Below are 20,850 nucleotides of genomic sequence, written 5' to 3' on the forward strand. Positions count from 1 at the left end.
ATTCTTGACTAATGGCTAAGCAATGAAAATCATCAAACTGACGACGTACCGGGTTCCGCCGCGCTGGATGCTGTTGAAGATCGAGACCGACGAAGGCATCGTCGGCTGGGGCGAACCGGTGATCGAAGGCCGTGCGCGCACGGTCGAAGCGGCGGTCCACGAGATGACGCCATTCCTGATCGGCCAGGACCCGGGCCGCATCAACGACCTGTGGCAAGCCATGTACCGCGGCGGTTTCTACCGCGGCGGCGCGATCCTGATGAGTGCCATCGCCGGAATCGACCAGGCCTTGTGGGACATGAAGGGCAAGCTGCTGGGCGTGCCGGTCTACGACCTGCTGGGCGGCCGGGTACGCGACAAGATGAAGATGTACAGCTGGGTGGGCGGCGACCGTCCGCTTGATGTCATCGCCGGCATCCGCAAGCTGCGCGAAGTCGGCATCGACACCTTCAAGATGAACGGCACCGAAGAAATGCGTATGCTTGACAGCGCCCGCGCGGTCGACCAGGCGGTCGGGCGCATCGCCGAAATCCGCGAAGCCTTCGGCAACGACATCGAATTCGGCATCGACTTCCATGGCAGGGTGGCCGCGCCGATGGCCAAGGTGCTGCTGCGCGCCCTCGAACCGTACCGCCCCCTGTTTGTCGAAGAGCCGGTGCTGGCCGAGCAGGCGGAGTATTACCCGCGCCTGGCCGAATCGACCTCGATTCCGCTGGCGGCCGGTGAGCGCATGTACTCGCGCTTCGAATTCAAGCGCGTGCTCGAACAGGGCGGCCTGGCGATCCTGCAGCCCGACCTGTCGCACGCCGGCGGCATCACCGAATGCGTCAAGATCGCGGCCATGGCCGAAGCCTACGACGTCGCCGTGGCCCCGCATTGCCCGCTCGGCCCCGTGGCGCTGGCGGCCTGCCTGCACCTCGACTTCGTGTCGCACAACGCCGTGCTGCAGGAACAGAGCATGGGCATTCACTACAACCAGGGCGCCGAACTGCTCGACTACGTCAAGAACAAGGACGACTTCCGCATGGAAGGCGGCTACATCGCGGCGCTGACCAAGCCGGGCCTTGGTGTCGAGGTCGACGAAGAGCGCGTGATCGAGGCCAGCAAGAACGCGCCCGACTGGCGCAATCCGCTCTGGCGCCATGAGGATGGCAGCGTGGCCGAGTGGTAGCAGTCGAAAAAACAACAACACAAGCAGCACCATAATAAAAACCGTCATCACGGAGACAAGATGCACCTGATCGTCAAATGCCTGGCGCTGCTGGTGGCGGGCGCCGTCGCCGGCAGCGCGTGCGGCCAGGCCCTGCTGCACGTCGATGCCAGCGCGCCGGCCCGGGCGCCGCTTGAAAACCAGCTGCAAATGGGCGCATCGCTGTCGCCGTCGGGTGAGCGCATCGGCGCCAACAGCCAGTACCTGACCCGCAACGGCAAGCCGTGGATGCCGGTGATGGGCGAATTCCATTACAGCCGCACCCCGGCCGACGAATGGGAAGCGGAGCTGCGCAAGATGAAGGCGGCCGGTATCGACGTCGTCGCCACTTACATCATGTGGAACCACCACGAAGAGCGGCAGGGCAGCTGGGCCTGGAGCGGCCAGCGCGACCTGCGCCGCTTCGTGCAGCTGGCCGCCAGCGCGGGCCTGGACGTGGTGGTGCGGGTCGGTCCCTGGGTGCATGCGGAAGTGCGCTACGGCGGCATTCCCGACTGGGTGGTGGGCGCCATGCCCACGCGCGGTGACGACCCGCAGTATCTGCGCCACGTGGCAAGCCTGTACGGCCAGATCGGCCGCCAGCTCAAGGGCTTGCTGTGGAAGGATGGCGGCCGCGTGATCGGCGTGCAGATCGAAAACGAATACAACCTCGATGGCCCGGGCGAAGGCGCCGGCCATATCAGCACCCTCAAGCGCATGGCGCGCGCGGCGGGCCTGGACGTGCCGCTGTACACCGTCACCGGTTGGGACCAGACGGTGTATCCGTCCGGCGAAGTCACGCCGGTGTTCGGCGGCTATCCCGACGAGCCATGGGCGCGCTCAACCGGCGAACTGCCGCCGAAAGAAACCTACGCCTTCCGTTTCGACAGCCGCGTCAGCGGCGACCTCGGTGCGCAGACCAAAGCCAGCGCGCGCGGCAGCGCCGACACCGATATCGACAAAACCCCGTTCCTGGGAGCCGAATACGGCGCCGGCCTTCCGTTCATGTACCGCCGCCGGCCGGTGGTATCGAGCGACGACATCGCGTCGATGTTGCCGGTGCAGCTGGGCTCCGGCGTGAACCTGGTCGGCTACTACATGTTCCACGGCGGGCGCAATCCGGTCGGCATGTCCACCCTGGAAGAAAGCACGCTCACCGGCGGCTACAACGACACCCCGATGATCAGCTACGACTTCCAGGCGCCGCTCGGCCCGGACGGCCAGCAGCGTCCCGTGCTCGCGCGCCTGCGGCCCTTCCACCTGTTCATGCGCGACTTCGGCGAGCGCCTCGCGCCCATGACGGTGCGCAAACCGGACGTGGTGCCCACCGGCCCGGACGACCTGACAACGCCGCGCTTTGCCGTGCGCAGCCAGGGCGACAGCGCCTTTCTGTTCGTGAGCAACCACGTGCGCCAGTATCCGATGGCGGTGCAGCGCCAGGTGCGCTTCTCGGTCAAGCTGCCCGGCCAGAGCGTGGAGTTCCCGCGCCAGCCGGTCGACCTGGCCGACGGTAGTTACTTTATCTGGCCGGTCAACATGGACCTGGACGGCACCCGGCTGACGTATGCCACGGCGCAGCCGGTGGCGCGGCTCGATAACGGCAAGGCCGGCATCGTGTACGTATTCGCGGCCAGCGCCGGCATCCCGGTCGAACTGGGGTTCGATACCGCCGCCGCCAGCAGCCTCGCGGCACCCGGCGCGCGCATCGCCCAGGATGGCGGCAAGACTGTCATCGATGGCATCGCCCCCGGCACCCAGGCAGCGGTAACGATCCGGCGCGCCGGCAAGCCACCCGTGACCTTGCTGGTGCTCACCCCGGAACAGTCGCAGCAACTGGCGATCGGCCAGCTGGCCGGCCAGCGCCGCCTCGTCATCGGGGCCCAGCAAACCTGGTTCATCGATGGCGGTCTGCGCATGCGCTCGGACGGCAATCCGGCTTTCCGCTTTGCCGTGTATCCGGCGCTGGCGCACACGCCCAAGGCCGGTGTGCCGCTCGGCGCAGGCCAGGACGGCATGTTCCAGTCGTTTGCCGCCACCTTGCCGGCGCGCAGCCTTGACGCGACGTTCAAGCCGGTGCGCGCGGCGCGCCTGGTGCGCCCCGTGATGATCGGCGGCCTGGCCAACGCCGCGCTGCAACCGCTGCCCGAGAGTTTCAGCGCCGCCGCGGCCTGGTCGATCGACCTGCCGCGAGACAAGAACAAGCTCGATGCGCTGGTCGAACTCGATTTCGTCGGCGACATCGGACGCCTGTTCAACGGTACCCGCATGCTCGACGACTGGTACTACAGCGGCTACGGCTGGCAATTCGCGGCGCGCCACGCAGGCAGCGGTCCGCTGACGCTGTCGGTGCTGCCGCTGCGCGCCGACGCCCCGGTCTACATTCCCAAAGAAGGGCGCCCGGATTTCGGCGGCAGGGAGCAGATCGCCGAACTGCGCGCCGTGCGCGTGACGCCGATCTACCAGCTCGACGTGAAGGCATGACGATGACAGTGCCATCGTCACGTTTATCGCAGCATGCGGGGCGCTGCCTGCGCTGGGATGCGCGCGGCAACCGCTGGTGGTGGGCGGGCAGCGGCGCGCACGCGGTGCACGCCGTGGCCGAGCAGGACCCGGCACCGCTGGCCTGCCGCCTGCCGGATGCCGCCGGCCTGCTGGCGCACTGCGCATCCGGGCGCGTGCTGCTCGGCCTGAGCAAGCGCCTCGGCTTCTCCGAGCCGGGCCGCGACGCCAGGGCGCGCCAGTTGCGCGTGCAGCCGCTGGTGGCGGTGGACGCCGCCGAGCCGCGCACGGCGATCAGCGACGGCAGCACCGACCGCCGCGGCTTCCTGGTATTCGGCACCCGCAACGTGGCCGCGGACGGGCGCGCGATCGGCAGTTTTTATCAGTTTTCGGGCAAGTACGGCTTGCGCCGGCTGGCCTTGCCGGTGGTGGCCGAAGCGAGCGCGATCTGCTTCAGCGCCGACGGCAAGCGCATGTTTTTCGCCGACGCGCAGGGCTGCGCGCTGCTCGCCTGCGACTATGACGCCGAACGCGGGCGCGTGGGCGCCGTCAAGGTGTTCGCCCAGCTCGACGCCGGCGCCACCCCGCGCGGCGCGGTGCTCGACACGGCCGGCTGCCTGTGGAACGCCCAGGCCGGCCAGTTGGTCCAGTACGCGCCCGACGGCAAGGTAGTACGGCGCATCGCGCTCGATTGCAGCAGCATCGCCTTTGGCGGTGCTGGTCTTACGCAGCTCGCCGCAGTAGGCGAGGGCGGTTTGTTTACCGTGTCTGTACCCGGCGTCGCGGGCCAGCCAGACAGTCCATTCGACGATCATCCATCACAATAAATCAACAGGAGACCACCATGAAAACCTTCCCCATCCTCGCAAAGCTGGCCGCGGCCGCAGTAGTTGCATGCGCTTTCGGCGCCGCCCAGGCGGCCGACCCGGTCAAGATCGGCTTCCTGGTCAAGCAGGCCGAGGAACCGTGGTTCCAGGACGAATGGCGCTACGCCGAGCAAGCCGCCAAGGACAAGGGCTTCACCCTGATCAAGATCGGCATCCCGAACGGCGAAAAAATGATCGCCGCGATCGACAACCTGGCCGCGCAAAAGGCCCAGGGCTTTGTCATCTGCGCGCCGGACGTCAAGCTGGGCAAGGCGGTCGAACGCGCCGCCACGCGCAATCACATGAAAGTCGTCTCGGTCGACGACCGCCTGCTCGATGGCGCCGGCAAGCCGCTGGCATCGGTGCCGCACATGGGCATTTCGGGCTACGAAATCGGCAAGCAGGTGGGCGGCGGACTGGCCGCCGAAATCAAGACGCGCGGCTGGAACCTGGCCGAGGTCGGCATCCTGCGCGTGTCGTACGACCAGTTGCCGACGGCGCGCGAGCGCACCATGGGCGCGGTCGACACGCTGAAAGCGGCCGGCGTGCCGGCGGCGAACGTCGTCGACGCGCCGCAGTCGAAGACCGATACCGAATCGGCCTTCAACGCCGCCAACATCGCTTACACCAAGCAGCAGCGCTTCAAGCACTGGGTGGCGGTGGGCCTGAACGATGAAGCGGTGCTCGGCGCCGTGCGCGCGGCCGAAGGACGCGGCATGCGCGCCGATTCCATGATCGGCATCGGCATCGGCGGCAGCAAGACGGCCCTGAACGAATTCGCCAAGCCGCAGCCGACCGGGTTCTTCGGCACCGTGATGATCAGCCCGAAACGCCACGGCTACGAAACCGCCGCCAATCTGTACGACTGGATCGCCACCAACAAGGTCCCGGCGGCGGAAACGCTCACCGCCGGCACCTTGATGACGCGCGCCAATGCCGCCAAGGTGCACGCCGAGATGGAGCAGTGATCAACGATGTCCGCTTACCTCCAGTTTGACCAGGTCTCCAAGCACTTCCCCGGCGTGATCGCGCTCGGGGGCGTCAGCTTCGAGGCCCATGCCGGGACCGTGCACGGCCTGCTGGGCGAAAACGGCGCCGGCAAGTCGACCCTGCTCAAGATCCTGGGCGGGCAGTACCGCCCGGACGGCGGGCGCCTGCTGCTGGACGGGCGCGAAGTGCGCTTCGGTTCGGCCAGCGACGCCATCGCCGCGGGCGTGGCTATCATCCATCAGGAACTGCAGTACGTTCCCGAGTTGACGGTCGCCGAGAACGTCCTGCTGGGCCGCATGCCGACCCGCATGGGCTTTCTCGACAAGGGCGCCGCCAACAAGCTGGTGTCCGAGCGCCTTGCCAAGATCGGCGTGGACCTCGACCCGAATGCGCGCCTGGCCGATCTGTCGATCGCCCAGCGCCAGATGGTCGAGATCTGCAAGGCCGTGATGCAGGACGCCCAGGTCATCGCATTCGACGAACCGACCAGCAGCCTCTCGCACCGCGAAACGGAAATCCTGTTCCGGCTGGTGCGCGATCTGCGCGCCGAAGGCCGCACCTTGATCTACATCTCGCACCGGCTGGAAGAACTGTACGCGCTGTGCGACACCTGCACCATCTTCCGGGACGGGCGCAAGGTCGCCACCCACCCGGTGATGGCCGACGTGCCGCGCGACCGTTTGATCAGCGACATGGTCGGGCGCGAGCTGAGCGACATCTACGATTACCGCGAGCGTGAACTGGGCGCCGAGCGCCTGACGGTGCGCGGCATGGCCGACGGCTGCGACTTTTCCGTGCGCGCCGGCGAAGTGCTGGGCTTTTTCGGCCTGGTGGGCGCCGGGCGCAGCGAATTGATGCGCCAGATGTACGGCGCCGACAAGCGCGCTCCCGGCACCGTGATCCTCGACGGCGCGCCGGTAGCGATGGGCGGGCCGTCGGCGGCGATTGCGGCCGGCATCGTCCTGTGCCCCGAAGACCGCAAGGAGCAGGGCATCCTGGCCCAGTCCTCGGTGGCCGAGAACATCAATATCAGCTGCCGCCGCCACGCGCTGCTGGGCGGCGTGTTTCTGCGCCATGCGCGCGAGGCGGCGCTGGCCGACGAATTCATCGCGCGCCTGCGCATCAAGACCCCCAGCCGGGAGCAGGAAATCCGCCTGCTCTCGGGCGGCAACCAGCAGAAAGTGATCCTGGCGCGCTGGCTGGCCGAACCGGGCCTGAAAGTACTGGTGCTCGATGAACCGACGCGCGGCATCGACGTGGGCGCCAAGAACGACATTTACCGCATCATCCACGAAGTGGCCGCGCGCGGCTGCTGCGTGATCGTGGTGTCGAGCGAACTGCCGGAAGTGCTGGGCATCGCCGACCGCGTGGCGGTGATGCGCGACGGCCGCATCGTCGGCCAGCTGGCGCGTGCCGACGCCGACGAACAAGCGGTGCTGCGCCTGGCGCTGCCCGATACCAATAACGATAACGATAACAGCGGCGACAACGCCGATACCACTTCCCGGAGAACCGCATGAGCACCATTCCACTCACCCACACCGGCGCCCCCGTGCCGGCAGGCCGCCAGCGCGCGCTCCTGATCGAATACAGCATGCCGCTGGCGTACGCGGTGCTGTTCGCCGTGCTGGCGGCCACGGTCGATAACTTCTTCTCGGTCGCCAACGTGGTCGGGCTGATGCTGTCGGTGGCGCAGATCGGCATGGTCGCCTGCACCATGATGCTGTGCCTGGCCTCGCGCGACTTCGACCTGTCGGTCGGCTCCACCATCGCCTTTGCCGGTGTGCTCGGGGCCATGGTCCTGGAACGCACCGGCAGCGTGACCCTGGCGGTGGGCGCCGGCCTCGGTGCGGGCGCCCTGATCGGCGCCGGCAACGGCGTGCTGATTGCCTACCTGCGCGTGAACGCGCTGATCGCCACACTGGCCACCATGCTGATGGTGCGCGGGCTGGCCTTCATCGCCTCGCAAGGGCAGGCGGTCGGCATCAATTCCGACGCATTCATCGCGTTCGGCGACGCCCAGGTATTCGGCCTGCCGCTGCCGGTGCTGGTGGCCGGCGCCTGCTTCCTGATTTTCGGCGTGCTGCTCAATCATACGGTCTTCGGGCGCAATACCCTGGCCATCGGCGGCAATCCGGAAGCGGCGCGCCTGGCTGGCGTCAAGGTCGAGAAGCTGCGCGTGTGGATCTTCCTGCTGCAAGGGCTGGTGACCGCGCTGGCGGGTCTGATCCTGGCCTCGCGCATCACCAGCGGCCAGCCGAATGCGGCGCAAGGCTTCGAGCTCGATGTGATTTCGGCGTGCGTGCTCGGTGGCGTGTCGCTCCAGGGCGGCAAGGCGCGCATTTTCGGGGTGCTGATCGGCGTCCTGATCATGGGGACGGTGGAGAACGTGATGAATCTGCTGAACGTCGATTCGTTCTACCAGTATCTGGTGCGCGGCTCGATCTTGCTGGCCGCGGTCTTGCTCGACCAGCTCAAGGCACGGGGCGAGCGCCGCACCTAAGTTCGCTTGCGCCACCACCGGCACGTCGTTCCCGCGCAGGGCTAGGCGCCCCCACGGCAACCCAAGTCCGGCGCTCAGCCGACGGCTACGGTACAAAATTGGATTCCCGCCTGCGCGGGAATGACGGAGCGTACGTTAACGGCATTAGCCTCCGGACTCGCCTCGTTCCAAGGAATTGGAGGAGTTTCCTAGAAACTGGAGGCTGCGCGGGAACGACGCGGGGGTGGTAGAAACGACTGACGTCATACATGTTGACGTTTTGCCTATTATGCAGATATCATCGGGGTCCCCAACCCCGGCAACCATCCATGTCTGATCCACGTTCCGACCGATTTGTGCGCTCCCACCTCAAGACCCGCCACCTGGTGCTGCTGGTCGAACTGGGCCGTCACGGTTCCATCATGCACGCGGCGCAGGCCGCCAATCTGACCCAACCCGCCGCCTCCAAGCTGCTGGGCGAACTCGAACACGCGCTCGGCGTGCAGCTGTTCGAGCGCCTGCCGCGCGGGGTGGCGCCCACCTGGTACGGCCAGGTGCTGATCCGCCGCGCCGGCGCCGCCCTGGCCGAGATGGACGCCGCCCACCAGGAAGTGATGGAACTGCTTTCCGGCCTGCGCGGCCGGGTCGACGTCGGCACCGTGCTCACGCCGTCCACCAGCCTGGTGCCGGCGGCGGTCAACCTGCTCAAGTCGCGCCACGCGCGAGTGCACGTGTCGATCAGCGTCGATACCAGCAAGATCCTGGTGCAGCGCCTGCGCGCCGGCGAACTCGATCTGGTGATCGGCCGCATCCTCGACACCGGCGCCGCCGCCGAACTGCATTTCGAGCCGGTCACCGACGAACCCCACAGCCTGATCGTGCGCGCCGGCCATCCGCTGGCCGGGCGCAGCGACCTCACGCTCGACGAACTGGCGCGCCAGGGCTGGATCCTGCCGCCCAACGGCAGCATCCTGCGCGACCGCCTGACCGCCTTGTTCCTCGCGCGCGGCCTCGAACCGCCGGCGGAAACGGTCGAAACCCTCGCCCTTCCCGTGATCGCGCACCTGTTGACCGGTAGCGATATGGTGGTAGCGCTTCCGCTGGAACTGGTGGAGCCTTATCTGCAAACCGGCCTGTTGACCGTGCTGCCGTTCGACCTGGGCATCCGCATGGACATGTACGGCATCATCACGCGCCGCCACCACCAGCTCTCGCCCGGCGCGGAGAACATGCTGGCCACGGTGCGCGAAGTGGCGGCCCTGCGTTATCCGCCCGCGCAAGCTATATGATCTAAGCATGCTTTTTTATAAATAAGCAATTGGAATCATATCCCTGGAGTCCGTACGATCCTGACCATGACCCGGATTCGCGGACAGCAAAGCGAACTGCGCATGGCAGGACCCACCAACCCAGGAGACCTGTATGAAACAGAAGAAACTCAGTTGGCTGATCGCGAGCCTGTTCGCCTTGCCGCTCGCTGCGGCCGACGCCCACACCCAAGCCGACGAGGTGCAGCAAGTGACCGTGTCCGGCATCCGTTCCTCGGTGCGCAATGCGCTGGCGGTCAAGGAAGCGTCGGACAGCATGGTCGAAGTGATCGCCTCCGAAGACATCGGCAAGCTGCCCGACACCACCATCGCCGAATCCCTGGCGCGCTTGCCCGGCCTGTCGTCCGGCATGGATCGCGGCAATGCCAGCCAGGTGGTGGCGCGCGGCCTGGGCCCGCGCTTCATCGACGCCACCCTGAACGGGCGCGAACTGGCCACGTCGGAGCCGGATCGTTCGGTGCGTTTCGAGCAGTTTCCATCCGAGTCGCTCAGCGGCGCCACCGTCTACAAGACCCAGTCGGCCGACCTGGTGGAAGGCGGCGTGGCCACCATGATCGACCTGAAAACCGTGCAGCCGCTCAAATACAGCGGCCGCCAGGCCTCGCTGCGCGCCGATGCGCTGTATTACGCGCTGGGGCGCGATATCCCGGGCGCGAAGAAAACCGCGCCGCGCGTGGGTGGCATCTACCTCGACCAGTTCTTCGACAAGTCGCTTGGCGTGGCGCTCGCGTTCAGCTACCAGGACCAGCCCTCGCTGCAAAAGAACAAGGATCACTGGGGCTTCAACGAAGCGCATTCGGGCGACATCGATGGCGATGGCAAGACCGACAAGACGCCGTGGGGCTTCCAGGACAAGGTCTTGCGCGGCAGCGACGAGCGCTCCAGCGTGCTCGGGAAAGTCGAATGGAAGAATGGCGAGAGCCTCGTTACCGCCGACGCCTACTACGCGCTGGCCAGGATCCGCGAACCGGGCCTGCAGCACTGGACCGGCGACATCGGCAACTGGGACAACGGCCAGAAGTCGCGCTACAGCAAGCTCGATATCCGCGACGGCTACGTGACCGGCGCCACTGTGGCCGATACGGGCTTTAGCAACCACGATTCGCTCTGGGTGCAGGACACCGGCACCCTGGTGCTGGGCGTGGACGGCAAAACCACGGCCGGTGCATGGAAGCTCGAAGCGGACCTGTCGACCTCGCGCGCGGAACGCGACAGCCAGTGGCGCGACCTGCGCCAGTTCAGCCGCGGCACGGGCACCGTCAGCTGGGCCTTCACCGGCAACGAGCGGCAAGACTTCTCGCTCGGCCAGGACAGCGGCAACCCCGCCGGTTTCTGGGGGCCGACGATGCACATCGATACCGACGGCCACCTCAAGGATGAACTGGGCGCGCTGCACCTGAACGCGGCGCGCGACACCGACCTCGGAGCCGTCAAGCGCCTCAAGTTCGGCGCGCGCGCCACCCACCGGGAAAAATCGTACGGCCAGACCACCTGGGAAGTCGCACCGCTGGCGGCCATTCCCGATGCCGACTACGACACCGTCAACGTGGCCGGCATGGCGCCCTACATCGCGCTGCGCGACTTCGGCGCCAGCACCGCGGCCGCATTCGGCCCGGGCGCTTTCGATCCCGCCGGTCGCCCGCGCAGCCAGAACGACTTGCTGTCGGGCTGGAAGGTGCGCGAGCGCGGCGCCGCGCTGTACGGCCAGGCCGACCTCGATGGCACCTTGTTCGGCAAAACCTTGCGTGGCAACGCCGGCCTGCGCGTGGTTCACACCAGACAGACCGGCGAGGGCATGCAGGCGCGGGGCGGCGCGGCGCCGACGGCGGTCAGCGATGGCACCTCGTACACTGAAGTGCTGCCGAGCGTGAACCTGATTGTCAATCTGGACGAGAAGCAGGAACGCCAGCTGCGTTTGAGCCTCGCGCGTGCCATGTCGCGCGCGCCGCTCGACGAAATGGGCGCCTCGCGCAATCTGAACGTGGACGCCAATCCGACCCAGCCGCTCACCGGCAGCGCCGGCAATCCGCAGTTGAAACCCATGCTGGCCGACCAGATCGACCTGGCGTACCAGTGGTACTTCGACAAAGGTGCGCTGCTGTCGGCGGGCCTGTTCTACAAGGATATCAGCCGCTACATCGGCATTACCAGCGAGCGCACCACCCTGGACGCGCGCAGCGCGCTGGTGACCCGCTCGCTCAACGGCGAGGGCGGCAATATCCGCGGGGTCGAGCTGGTGTATCAGCAATCGTTCGCCAACGGCCTTGGCGTGTCCAGCAACTACGCCTACACGGCCAGTAACATCCACGAAAATATCCCGGCCGGCAAACCGTTCCCCATCGAAGGGCTGATGAAACACAATGGCGGCCTGACAGTGTGGTACGAAAATGCCGGCTATGAAGCGCGCATGTCGGCCAACTACCACAGCGCCTTTGTGCGCAACCCGACCTGGGGCGCGGGCCAACTGGTCGACAACAGTGCGGAAACCTATGCCGCGCTATCGTTCGCCAGGCACCTGACCTCGAAACTTCAGCTGCGTTTTGGTGTCGATAACCTGAGCAACCAAAAAGTCGTCTACACCAGCGCGAACAATCCGTACGAGCAGGAAGTGACCGAATTCGGACGGCGCTTCAATCTCGGCATATCGTACAAACTATGAGAGGAAGCATGCATACGCAATTAATTGGTATCGACTGGGGAACCAGCAACCGCCGCGCCTATCTGGTCGGACGCGACGGCAAGTGCCTTGCGCACCATGCCGACGACCAGGGCATGCTGGCTGTCAATGGCGACTTTGCCGGCTCCCTGGCGGCGCTGCGCGCCAGCATGGGCGTGAGCGACGCCATCCCGGTGGTCATGTCCGGCATGGTCGGTTCGGCCAGCGGCTGGCAGGAAGTGCCGTATCTCGACACCAGCGTGCCGCTCACCGCGCTGCCGGCCCACCTGGTGCCCGTGACGGGCCAGGCGGGCTGCTTCATCGTGCCCGGCTACTGCACGCGCGACGGCGCGGTGGACGTGATGCGCGGCGAAGAAACGCAGCTGCTCGGCGCCGTCGGCTGCGGGCTGGGGGACGGCTGGGTGGTGCTGCCGGGGACCCATAGCAAGTGGGTCTACCTGCGCGGCGGACGCATCGACCAGCTGGTCACCTACATGACCGGCGAACTGTTTGCGATGCTGGCAGGCGCAAGTACCCTGGCCGCGCTGATGGCCGACGGCCCGGATGACGACACCGCCTTTGCCGCCGGCCTGCAGGAAGCGCGGCGCGGGCGGCCGCTGTCGAACGCGCTGTTCGGCGTGCGCGCGCGCGTCGTGTCGAAAACCATGGCGGCGGCGCAGGCGCGCTCCTTCGTCAGCGGCCTGCTGATCGGCACCGAGTTCGTGGCGGCCCAGGGGCACGCCGACAGCGCCATCGACATCATCGCTTCGTCCGCGCTCAGCGCCCGTTACCAGAGCGCGGCTGCGCATTACGGCATGCCGGCGCGCGCGCGCGATCCGGACGAGGTCTACCTGGCCGCGCTGGCCCACTTTTTTGAAAGACTCTGATCATGGACCTGACCCAATTGAACCCACCGCTGGTCGCCATCTTGCGCGGCCTGCAAGCGCATGACGCCGAGACGGCCGGCGCGGCCCTGTTCGGGGCCGGCTTTCGCTTGCTCGAAGTGCCGCTCAACCGTCCGGGCGCGCTCGAATCGATCGCACTGCTGGCGCGCATGGCGCCGGCCGGGGCCATCGTCGGCGGCGGCACCATGCTCAAGGTGGCCGATGTCGACGCCGTGCATGCGGCCGGCGGACGCATGCTGGTCGCGCCGAACTGCAACACGCAAGTGATCGCGCGCGCGCAAGCGCTGGGCATGCTGTGCGCGCCCGGCGTGGCAACGCCGAGCGAAGCGTTCGACGCGCTCGGCGCCGGCGCCCACGCGCTCAAGATTTTCCCGGCCGAAATGGTCGGTTATGCGGGCTTGAAGGCGTTCAAGACCGTTCTGCCGCCGGGCACGCCGCTGTGGCCGGTCGGCGGCGTGGCGCCGGACACCATGGCGGCCTGGGTCGCGGCCGGGGCCACCGGCTTCGGCATCGGCGGCGCCTTGTACACGCCCGGCGTCACGCCGCAGGAACTGGGCGCGCGCGCCGCTGCCTTTGTCGCCGCCTGGCGCGCCACCCAGGCCGGCTAGCAATCGCGCTCTGGCAACCGGCGGCGGCATGCCGCCCGGATCAAGAATCAACAACAAGAAAAAGGAAACACCATGGAATTTGCGAACTACCCGAGCCTGGCCGGCAAAGCCGTCTTCGTGACCGGCGGCGGTTCGGGAATCGGGGCCGATATCGTGGCCGCCTTTGCGCGCCAGGGCGCGCGCGTGGCGTTTGCCGACCGCGACATCGCCTCTTCCACCGAACTGGTCGACGGCCTGGCCGGCACGGTAGCCTGCGCGCCGTACTTCATCGGCTGCGACCTGTCCGATATCGACGCGCTGCGCGCCAGCATGAAGGCGGCGGGCGAGCAACTGGGCGACTTTGATGTGCTGGTTAATAATACCGCCAACGACGAGCGCCACGATTTCCTGCAGGTCAGTCCGGACTACTTCGACGACAAGGTGGCGATCAACCTCAAGGTGGCGTTTTTCGCGGCCCAGGCCGTGATGGAAGGCATGCAGCGGCGCGGCGGCGGGTCCATCATCAACCTCGGCTCGACCGGCTGGAAGAACAAGGTGGCCGGCTATCCGGTGTACGCTTCAGCCAAATCGGCCATGAACGGGCTCACGCGCAGCCTGGCGCGTGAATTCGGCAAGAGCGGCGTGCGCGTCAACACGCTCACGCCGGGCTGGGTGATGACCCCGCGCCAGCTCGACAAATGGGTCGACCCGGCCGGCGAACGCGCCATGGATGAAAATCAGTGCCTGCCGGGACGCATCGTCGGCCAGGATGTGGCCAGCATGGCGCTGTTCCTTGGCGCGCACGACAGCCGCATGATGACGGCTCAGGAATTCGTCGTCGACGCCGGCTGGACCTGATGCCGCTGCCGTTTCAACGGTGCGCCACGTTGCGAATGTTGCAAGTTAAAATCGATGGAGGGAAGCACCAGGCATTGTAAGGGGATGAGGTTTGCCTGCCTGGCCATGGCTTGCCCGGCGACGACGTCGGCGCCACGCGCCCGGTGCCCTGCGGCGGCGCCAGCCGTCCCGCCGGGCTGACTGCGCGCCCGTGTTGCCGCACGCTGACGTTATAAAAACTGTACGTCGTTTGTCGAAACATAATGATACGATCACCTATGTGTCGGCGCTTTGCCGGCCGCATGCTTTCATCATCGACGACAACAACCCGGGCACTGGATGCGTCTGACATTTGATTTTTTCTCCAACGGTGGAGAACTCGGCGCCCTGATGCGCGCCAAGGACTGGAGCGCGACACCGCTCGGCCCGCCCGAACACTGGCCAACCTTGCTCAAGAGCACGATCCGCCTGATTCTCACCTCGCGCCATCCCATGTTCCTGTGGTGGGGCGGCGAACTGCTGCAGTTCTATAACGATGCCTACCGCCTGACCATGGGGCCGGAGCGCCACCCGAGCGCGCTGGGCCAGGGCGGGCGCGAGTGCTGGGAAGAAATCTGGCCCATCATCGGCCCCCAGATCGACATGGTCATGGCCGGCGGCGGCAGCACCTGGCACGAAGACCAGCTGGTGCCGGTCACGCGCCACGGCAAGCGCGAGGATGTCTGGTGGACCTACGGCTACAGCCCGATCGAAGACCACGGCGGCGTGCACGGCGTGTTGGTGGTGTGCAACGACGTCACGGCCCAGCACAATGCCAAGGCCGCGCTGGAGCGCATGAACCTGGCCCTGACCGAACAGATCGCCCAGCGCGAGCAGGCGCAGCGGCTCGAAGCCATCCAGACCGGGCAGCGCCTGCGCGCCGAGCAGGCCCTGCGCGAGCAGCGCGAAGCCGAGTCCACGCGCCTGCGCTCGCTGTTCGAGCAGGCGCACGGCTTCATGTGCATCCTGCGCGGCCCGCAGCATGTCTTCGAATTCGCCAACTCGGCCTACCTGCGCCTGGTGGGCGAGCGTGCACTGATCGGCAAGAGCGTGCGCGAGGCGCTGCCCGACGTGGTCGGCCAGGGTTTTTTCGAATTGCTCGATGCGGTGTATGCCAGCGGCCAGCCGTACAAGGCGGGCGACCTGCGCATCGAACTGCGGGTGACACCGAAGAGCGCGCCGATCCATGCCTACATCGACTTCGTGTACCAGCCGATCATGGAAAACGGCTGGGTGAGCGGGATTTTCGTGCAGGGCTTCGATGTGACCGACCGCACCGTGGCCCGGCAGGCGCTGCAGCGCAGCGAACTGCGCCTGAAAGAAGGCATGAAAGTGGCGCGCATGGTGGTGTGGGACTGGGACCTGGCCAGCAACGAGGTCGTGTTTTCCGACAACGCCCCGGAACTGTTCGGCGCCAACTGGACCGACATGCGCCAGGTAGGGGCGGTGCTCGATCCCGCCGACCTGCGCAGGATGGAACTTGCGCACCGCGAAGCGGTCGAATGCAATGGAAGCTACGGCGACGTGGTGCGCCTGCGCCGGCCCGACAATGGCCAGACGGTCTGGCTGCAGGTGTACGCCACCGTGGTGCCGGACCACGCCGGCCATGCACACTGCATACGCGGCGTTTCGATCGATGTCAGCGCCCGCAAGCGCGCCGAGGAATCCTTGCGCGAGGCGGGGCGGCACAAGGATGAATTCCTGGCGATGCTGTCGCATGAGCTGCGCAATCCGCTCGCGCCGATCCGCTCGGCCGCGCACTTGCTGGCGATGGCGCCCGACAACGCATCGAGGGTGAAAATGTCGAGCGTGATCATCGAACGCCAGGTCAACCACATGACTAGCCTGATCAACGACCTGCTGGATGTGTCGCGCGTCAATACCGGGCTGGTGGTGCTCGACAAGCAGCTGATCGACCTGCACCAGGTGGTGCTGGAATCGGTCGAGCAGACCCAGCCGCTCATTGCCGAGCGCGGCCATGTGCTCAGCCTCGACGTGCCGGGCGAGGGCGAGGTGGCGGTGTGCGGCGACCGCAAGCGGCTGGTGCAGGTGCTGAGCAACCTGCTGCACAATGCGGCCAAGTACACACCGCCGGGCGGCCGCATCACGCTCGAGATCAGCCACCATGGCGACACGGTCGAGCTGCACGTGCGCGACAACGGCATCGGCCTCGATGCCATGCTGATGCCGCACATCTTCGACCTGTTCACCCAGGAAAAACGCTCGTCCGACCGTTCCCAGGGCGGCCTGGGCCTGGGGCTGGCGCTGGTGCGCAGCCTGGTATCCTTGCATGGCGGCCATGTGACGGCGGCCAGCCCGGGACCGGGCGAGGGCGCAACCTTTTCCGTGTACCTGCAAAAGCACGCGGCGCCGGACGGCGCGGGTAGCGCCGGGCGCGGGCCGGGCCAGCACCAAGGCGAGGGCTTGCGCCTGATGCTGGTCGACGACAACAAGGATGCCGCGAACGCCATGGCCATGGTGCTGGAGTCGGCCGGCCACGTCGTCATGGTCGAGCACGATCCGCATCGCGCGCTCGACAGCGTGGGCAGTTTCGGACCGGACGCCTGCCTGCTCGATATCGGCCTGCCAGGCATGGATGGCAACGAACTGGCGCGCCGCCTGCGTGACAATGTGCAGGCGCGCGCCGCCACCCTGATCGCCGTCACCGGCTACGGCAACAAATACGACAAGGCCAGCGCGGTGCAGGCCGGCTTCGACCACTATTTCGTCAAGCCGGCCAACACGGCCGAGCTGATCGGCGTGCTGGCCCGCATCAAGCCGCTTGCAAACGAAAAGCAGAGTTCACCGGTTGCCGAGCGGATCGAGGGCTGATGGCGGCGATGCCGCCACGCCAGGGTCGGCGCCTTGCGGGCGGATCGGGCGCCACTGCGGCCAACGGCAAACGGATCCATGGCCGGGCGCAGGGCACGCCTTGATGCCGGCTATGCGGCAAGGGTGAACGTGTTGGTGCTCCAGCAGGCGTGCCGCGCCCGCTGGTCGCTGCTCCAGCCACTGCGGCGCAGCTCGGCGGCGATCATGCGGTTGATAATGCCGTGCGCCACCAGCAGCACCGGTCCCGAGCGCGCCAGCACCATCAGGCGCGCAGCCGCCTGGCGCGCACGCAGGCGTGTTGCTTGCCGGCTCTCGGCGCCATTCGCGTAGCCCGCCATCCACATCAGACGCAACAGCACGGCCCACCAGGCTGGCGGCAAGCGCGGAAAGCGCCCCCATGCTGGAGGCATCGACAGCGCGGGAAGCGCCGCCTCGCGAAAGAAGGCATCGGCCATGGCGGGTGTCTGGCCGAGCGCCCTGACCGACGCCAGCGCCCGCGGCAAGGTGCTGGCTACGATCGTCGCCGCAGCGCCGGCGGCCGCGATACTCGCTGGCGGAATGGCCTCATCGACGACCCCGGCCAGGTCGTAAGCGGCGATCCAGGCGGGCATGCCGGCCAGTGCCACCCATCCGTGATCGGACAGCAATGGTTTTCCGTGCCGCATGAGTGTGATTGTCGGGTTCCCCCTGGCCGCCAGAGACGGCGTGCTGTTGTCCGATGCCAAGATGGTTCCGCCTCGTGCCGCCTGGGCACTGTCGTATTGAAAACGCAATTTTCTGCGCTGCTGAAAGTTTAGCATCATTCAACGCCACGTCAGCCTTGCCATGCCCGGGCCGCTTTTCATCATTCTCAACGCCGGTTCCGGCCATGCGGAAACCGAACTCCAGCGTATAACCATCGACAATCCGCTCACGCCGCACCCGCCGTATTCCGGCAGACTTGGGCCACGCCCCCATCCGCATGCCTTCGGCCCGACCCGTGACGAGCTGGCGGCGCGCGCCGGCCGGACGGCGCCGGATCAAGGTCGCCACCACCGGCGACGTGACGCATCTGGACGCGGGCGCTCGCGCAGGCGCCGTGAAACGTCGCGGCCGGCGCATCGGCTGGTCTACAATGCGCATTTCCCGTGCGACCGACTTCGACCATGAACGCTTTGAGCCTGATGCGCAGCACCCACCGTCACCCGTGCGCCCTCCTGCTGATGGTGCAGCTGCTCGGCATGCTGCTCTATCCATTCATCGAATCGACGCCGAGCGGGCTGGTGGTGTTCAATGCCTTCGGCATCGCGGTGCTCGGCTTCACCACGCGCATGGTGCGGCGCACACCCGGCTACGCCTGGATCAGCGCCGGCATCGCCTTGCCCATCATCGTGCTGCTGGTGCTGCAGATGGCATCTGGGCGCGACGGCCTGCTGCCATGGTCGTCCGCGCTCGAAGCGCTGTTCTACTTCTACGCCGCGGCCAGCCTGATCGCCTACATGATGGAAGACCGCCGCGCCACCACCGACGAACTGTTCGCCGCCGGCGCCACCTTCACCCTGATCGCCTGGGGCTTCACGCACCTGTTCGTGCTGGTGCAGGCCATGCATCCCGGGACTTACGCCGCCGCCGTCAACAGTGCCGGCCCGCGCACCTGGACCGAACTCAATTACCTCAGCTTCGCGCTGCTATCGAGCACCGGCATCGGCGACGTGATCCCCCTCACTGCCCACGCGCGCGCGCTGGCCAGCGTCGAAATGTTCGTCGGCCTGATTTACCTGGCGGCGGTCGTGTCGCGCCTGATCGGATTCACCCTGCAGCAGACCAGGGATGGACGCGGTTAGCGCGCCATCCGCTCCCGCGCGATGCGCCCGATGGTGGCCAGCGCCGCCTCGGCGCGCGCGTCCCACGCATGGCCGTAATTGAGGCGCAGGCAGTTTTCAAAGCCCGGCTGCGGCGAAAAGATCGGCCCCGGCGCGACGCTGATGCCCTCGGCGAGAGCGGCCGCGTGCAGCGCCAGCGCATCGACCTCGCCCGGCAGTTCCAGCCATAGCAGATAGCCGCCCTTGGGCCGCGTGACCCGCGTGCCGTCCGGGAAGTGGCGCCGCACGGCGTCCACGAACACAGCCTGCTGCGCAGCGAGCGTGTGGCGCAGCAGGCGCAGATGGCGGTCGTAGCCGCCTTTTTCCAGGTACAGCGCCAGCGCGCCCTGGGCCGGCGCGCAGGTAGTCAGGGTGCTGGCCAGCTTCTGGCGCGCCAGCTGGCGCGTGAAGCGCCCGCCCGCCACCCAGCCGACCCGGTAGCCGGGCGCCAGGCATTTCGAGAACGACGAACAGTGCATCACCAGGCCCTCGGTATCGAAGGCCTTGGCCGGCAACGGGCGCTGGTCGCCGAAATACAGCTCGCCGAAGACATCATCCTCGATCAGCGGCACTTGGTAGCGCGCCAGCAGGCGCACCAGGTCGCGCTTTTTCTCGTCGGGCATCAGGCTGCCGAGGGGATTCTGGAAATTCGTCATCAGCCAGCAGGCCTTGGGCCGGTGCCGTTCCAGCGCGCGTTCGGCCGCGGCCAGGTCCATGCCGTCGCGCGGGTGGGTCGGCACCGCGATCGCCTCCAGGCCGTGGCGCTCGATCGCCTGCAGCGCGCCGTAAAAGGCGGGCGACTCGATCAGTACTGCGTCGCCGGGGCGCGCCACCGCCATCAGGCACAGGCTCAGTGCTTCCAGCGCGCCGTTGGTGACCACGATACCGTCGGCGGGCACGCTCATGCCGTCGATCAGGTAGCGCAGCGAGATCTGGCGGCGCAGGCGCGCGTTGCCCGGGGTGAGATCGTCGACGCTGGCCCACGGATCGAGCTGCCGCACGCTGGTGCTCATCATGCGCGCCAGGCGCGCCAGCGGGAACAGCAGCGGGCTGGGAAAGGCCGAGCCGAATGGCACCACGTTGCGCCGCATGGTCGTCTCCAGCAAGTCGAACACCCTTTCGCTCATGGCGATGGGGAGGGCTTCATCGGCCGGATGCGAGGGCGTATCCGGTTCCGGCGGCAGGCGGGCGGCGCCCACGCTGACGAAATAGCCGGAGCGCTCGCGCGCCTGCACCAGGCCCTGGGCTTCGAGCGTGTAATAGGCCTCGAACACGGTGGCCGGGCTCACGCCGCGGCTGGCGCTGGTCTTGCGCACGGACGGCAGGCGGTCGCCCGGCTGCAGCACGCCGGACAGGATCGATTCGGAGATATCGCGCGCAAGCGCTTCATAAAGTTTCATGGTGCGGCCGGGGCCAGGCGGGAGGGACGTGAGACAAGTGCAGCATCTTAAATCAAATTTCCCGCCAGGCGTTCCCAGCGGCGTTGCGGTCGAGGTAAAATGGACAACATACGCCAAGGTGCGCTCCGCTTTTCTGCCGGAGTGTGAAACGGGAAGCCGGTGACAAGAGAAGACCTCTCTGACAATCCGGCGCAGCCCCCGCTGCTGTAGGCCTGACGACGCTGTTCAAACGCCACTGTGCACCGCATGGGAAGGCAAGGACAGCCGAGGATGACGGCGAGCCAGAAGACCGGCCATGGCGTTAAGTACTGGTGCAAAACCCGGGGAGTGGTTTTGGCCATTTGTTGTCGACACCGATGCATTGACTTGTTGCGGCCGGCCACCTCGCGTGCCCGGCCA

At 67.0% G+C, this 20,850-nt stretch carries 14 protein-coding genes, 1 pseudogene and 1 riboswitch; of the genes and pseudogenes, 13 read left to right on the top strand and 2 right to left on the bottom strand.

The genetic code is table 11. From position 1 onward, the window contains the following. Positions 1 to 22: 22 nt before the first annotated feature. The 12 genes and pseudogenes from dgoD (at position 23) to IV454_RS21815 (ending at position 17,210) form a co-directional block, all read left to right on the top strand. Entirely contained in the window at positions 23 to 1,171 is a 1,149-nt protein-coding gene (gene dgoD, locus IV454_RS21760) for a galactonate dehydratase (protein WP_206087792.1), read from the top strand. 60 nt (positions 1,172 to 1,231) lie between these two features. Further along, complete coding sequence (locus IV454_RS21765) at positions 1,232 to 3,670, top strand: beta-galactosidase (RefSeq protein WP_206087793.1); 2,439 nt, start codon at positions 1,232 to 1,234, stop codon at positions 3,668 to 3,670. Then, positions 3,667 to 4,515, top strand: coding sequence for an SMP-30/gluconolactonase/LRE family protein (locus tag IV454_RS21770; RefSeq protein WP_229521777.1), 849 nt, complete (start codon positions 3,667 to 3,669; stop codon positions 4,513 to 4,515). The genes IV454_RS21765 and IV454_RS21770 overlap by 4 nt, the downstream gene beginning before the upstream one ends. Positions 4,516 to 4,532: 17 nt before the next feature. After that, positions 4,533 to 5,522 (top strand): arabinose ABC transporter substrate-binding protein, encoded by a 990-nt coding sequence (locus tag IV454_RS21775; protein ID WP_206087794.1) that lies wholly within the window; start codon positions 4,533 to 4,535, stop codon positions 5,520 to 5,522. A gap of 6 nt (positions 5,523 to 5,528) precedes the next feature. Continuing rightward, positions 5,529 to 7,064: an L-arabinose ABC transporter ATP-binding protein AraG gene (gene araG / locus IV454_RS21780; RefSeq protein ID WP_206087795.1), complete on the top strand. Its 1,536-nt coding sequence runs from the start codon at positions 5,529 to 5,531 to the stop codon at positions 7,062 to 7,064. Positions 7,065 to 7,120: 56 nt separating this feature from the next. After that, positions 7,121 to 8,047: pseudogene (gene araH, locus IV454_RS21785) on the top strand (L-arabinose ABC transporter permease AraH); the annotation flags it as partial. Between the two features lie 308 nt (positions 8,048 to 8,355). Beyond that, the gene (locus IV454_RS21790) at positions 8,356 to 9,315 is read left to right on the top strand and encodes a LysR substrate-binding domain-containing protein (protein WP_206087796.1); all 960 of its coding nucleotides are present in this window, start codon (positions 8,356 to 8,358) and stop codon (positions 9,313 to 9,315) included. A 133-nt stretch (positions 9,316 to 9,448) separates the two neighbouring features. After that, complete coding sequence (locus IV454_RS21795) at positions 9,449 to 12,013, top strand: TonB-dependent receptor (protein WP_206087797.1); 2,565 nt, start codon at positions 9,449 to 9,451, stop codon at positions 12,011 to 12,013. 8 nt (positions 12,014 to 12,021) lie between these two features. Next, complete coding sequence (locus tag IV454_RS21800; protein ID WP_206087798.1) at positions 12,022 to 12,897, top strand: 2-dehydro-3-deoxygalactonokinase; 876 nt, start codon at positions 12,022 to 12,024, stop codon at positions 12,895 to 12,897. A gap of 2 nt (positions 12,898 to 12,899) precedes the next feature. Then, positions 12,900 to 13,523 (top strand): 2-dehydro-3-deoxy-6-phosphogalactonate aldolase, encoded by a 624-nt coding sequence (locus IV454_RS21805; RefSeq protein ID WP_206087799.1) that lies wholly within the window; start codon positions 12,900 to 12,902, stop codon positions 13,521 to 13,523. A gap of 72 nt (positions 13,524 to 13,595) precedes the next feature. Continuing rightward, positions 13,596 to 14,360 (top strand): SDR family NAD(P)-dependent oxidoreductase, encoded by a 765-nt coding sequence (locus IV454_RS21810; RefSeq protein ID WP_206087800.1) that lies wholly within the window; start codon positions 13,596 to 13,598, stop codon positions 14,358 to 14,360. A 318-nt stretch (positions 14,361 to 14,678) separates the two neighbouring features. Further along, entirely contained in the window at positions 14,679 to 17,210 is a 2,532-nt protein-coding gene (locus IV454_RS21815; protein WP_206087801.1) for an ATP-binding protein, read from the top strand. Positions 17,211 to 17,320: 110 nt separating this feature from the next. Here the strand turns inward: IV454_RS21815 and IV454_RS21820 are convergent, their stop codons facing one another. Beyond that, positions 17,321 to 17,857 carry a histidine phosphatase family protein gene (locus tag IV454_RS21820; RefSeq protein WP_206087802.1) on the bottom strand — a complete coding sequence of 179 codons (537 nt, stop codon included), beginning with the start codon at positions 17,855 to 17,857 and terminating at the stop codon, positions 17,321 to 17,323. A gap of 498 nt (positions 17,858 to 18,355) precedes the next feature. On the opposite strand from IV454_RS21820, the gene IV454_RS21825 reads away from it, so the two are divergent. Continuing rightward, positions 18,356 to 19,033 (top strand): ion channel, encoded by a 678-nt coding sequence (locus IV454_RS21825; RefSeq protein ID WP_206087803.1) that lies wholly within the window; start codon positions 18,356 to 18,358, stop codon positions 19,031 to 19,033. Here the strand turns inward: IV454_RS21825 and IV454_RS21830 are convergent. Continuing rightward, positions 19,030 to 20,451, bottom strand: a complete 1,422-nt coding sequence (locus tag IV454_RS21830; RefSeq protein WP_206087804.1) for an aminotransferase-like domain-containing protein — start codon at positions 20,449 to 20,451, stop codon at positions 19,030 to 19,032. The genes IV454_RS21825 and IV454_RS21830 overlap by 4 nt on opposite strands. A 99-nt stretch (positions 20,452 to 20,550) precedes the next feature. Further along, positions 20,551 to 20,763, top strand: a riboswitch (cobalamin riboswitch). Positions 20,764 to 20,850 lie beyond the last annotated feature (87 nt).

This window comes from Massilia antarctica (assembly GCF_015689335.1).
Lineage (GTDB): Bacteria > Pseudomonadota > Gammaproteobacteria > Burkholderiales > Burkholderiaceae_D > Telluria_A > Telluria_A antarctica.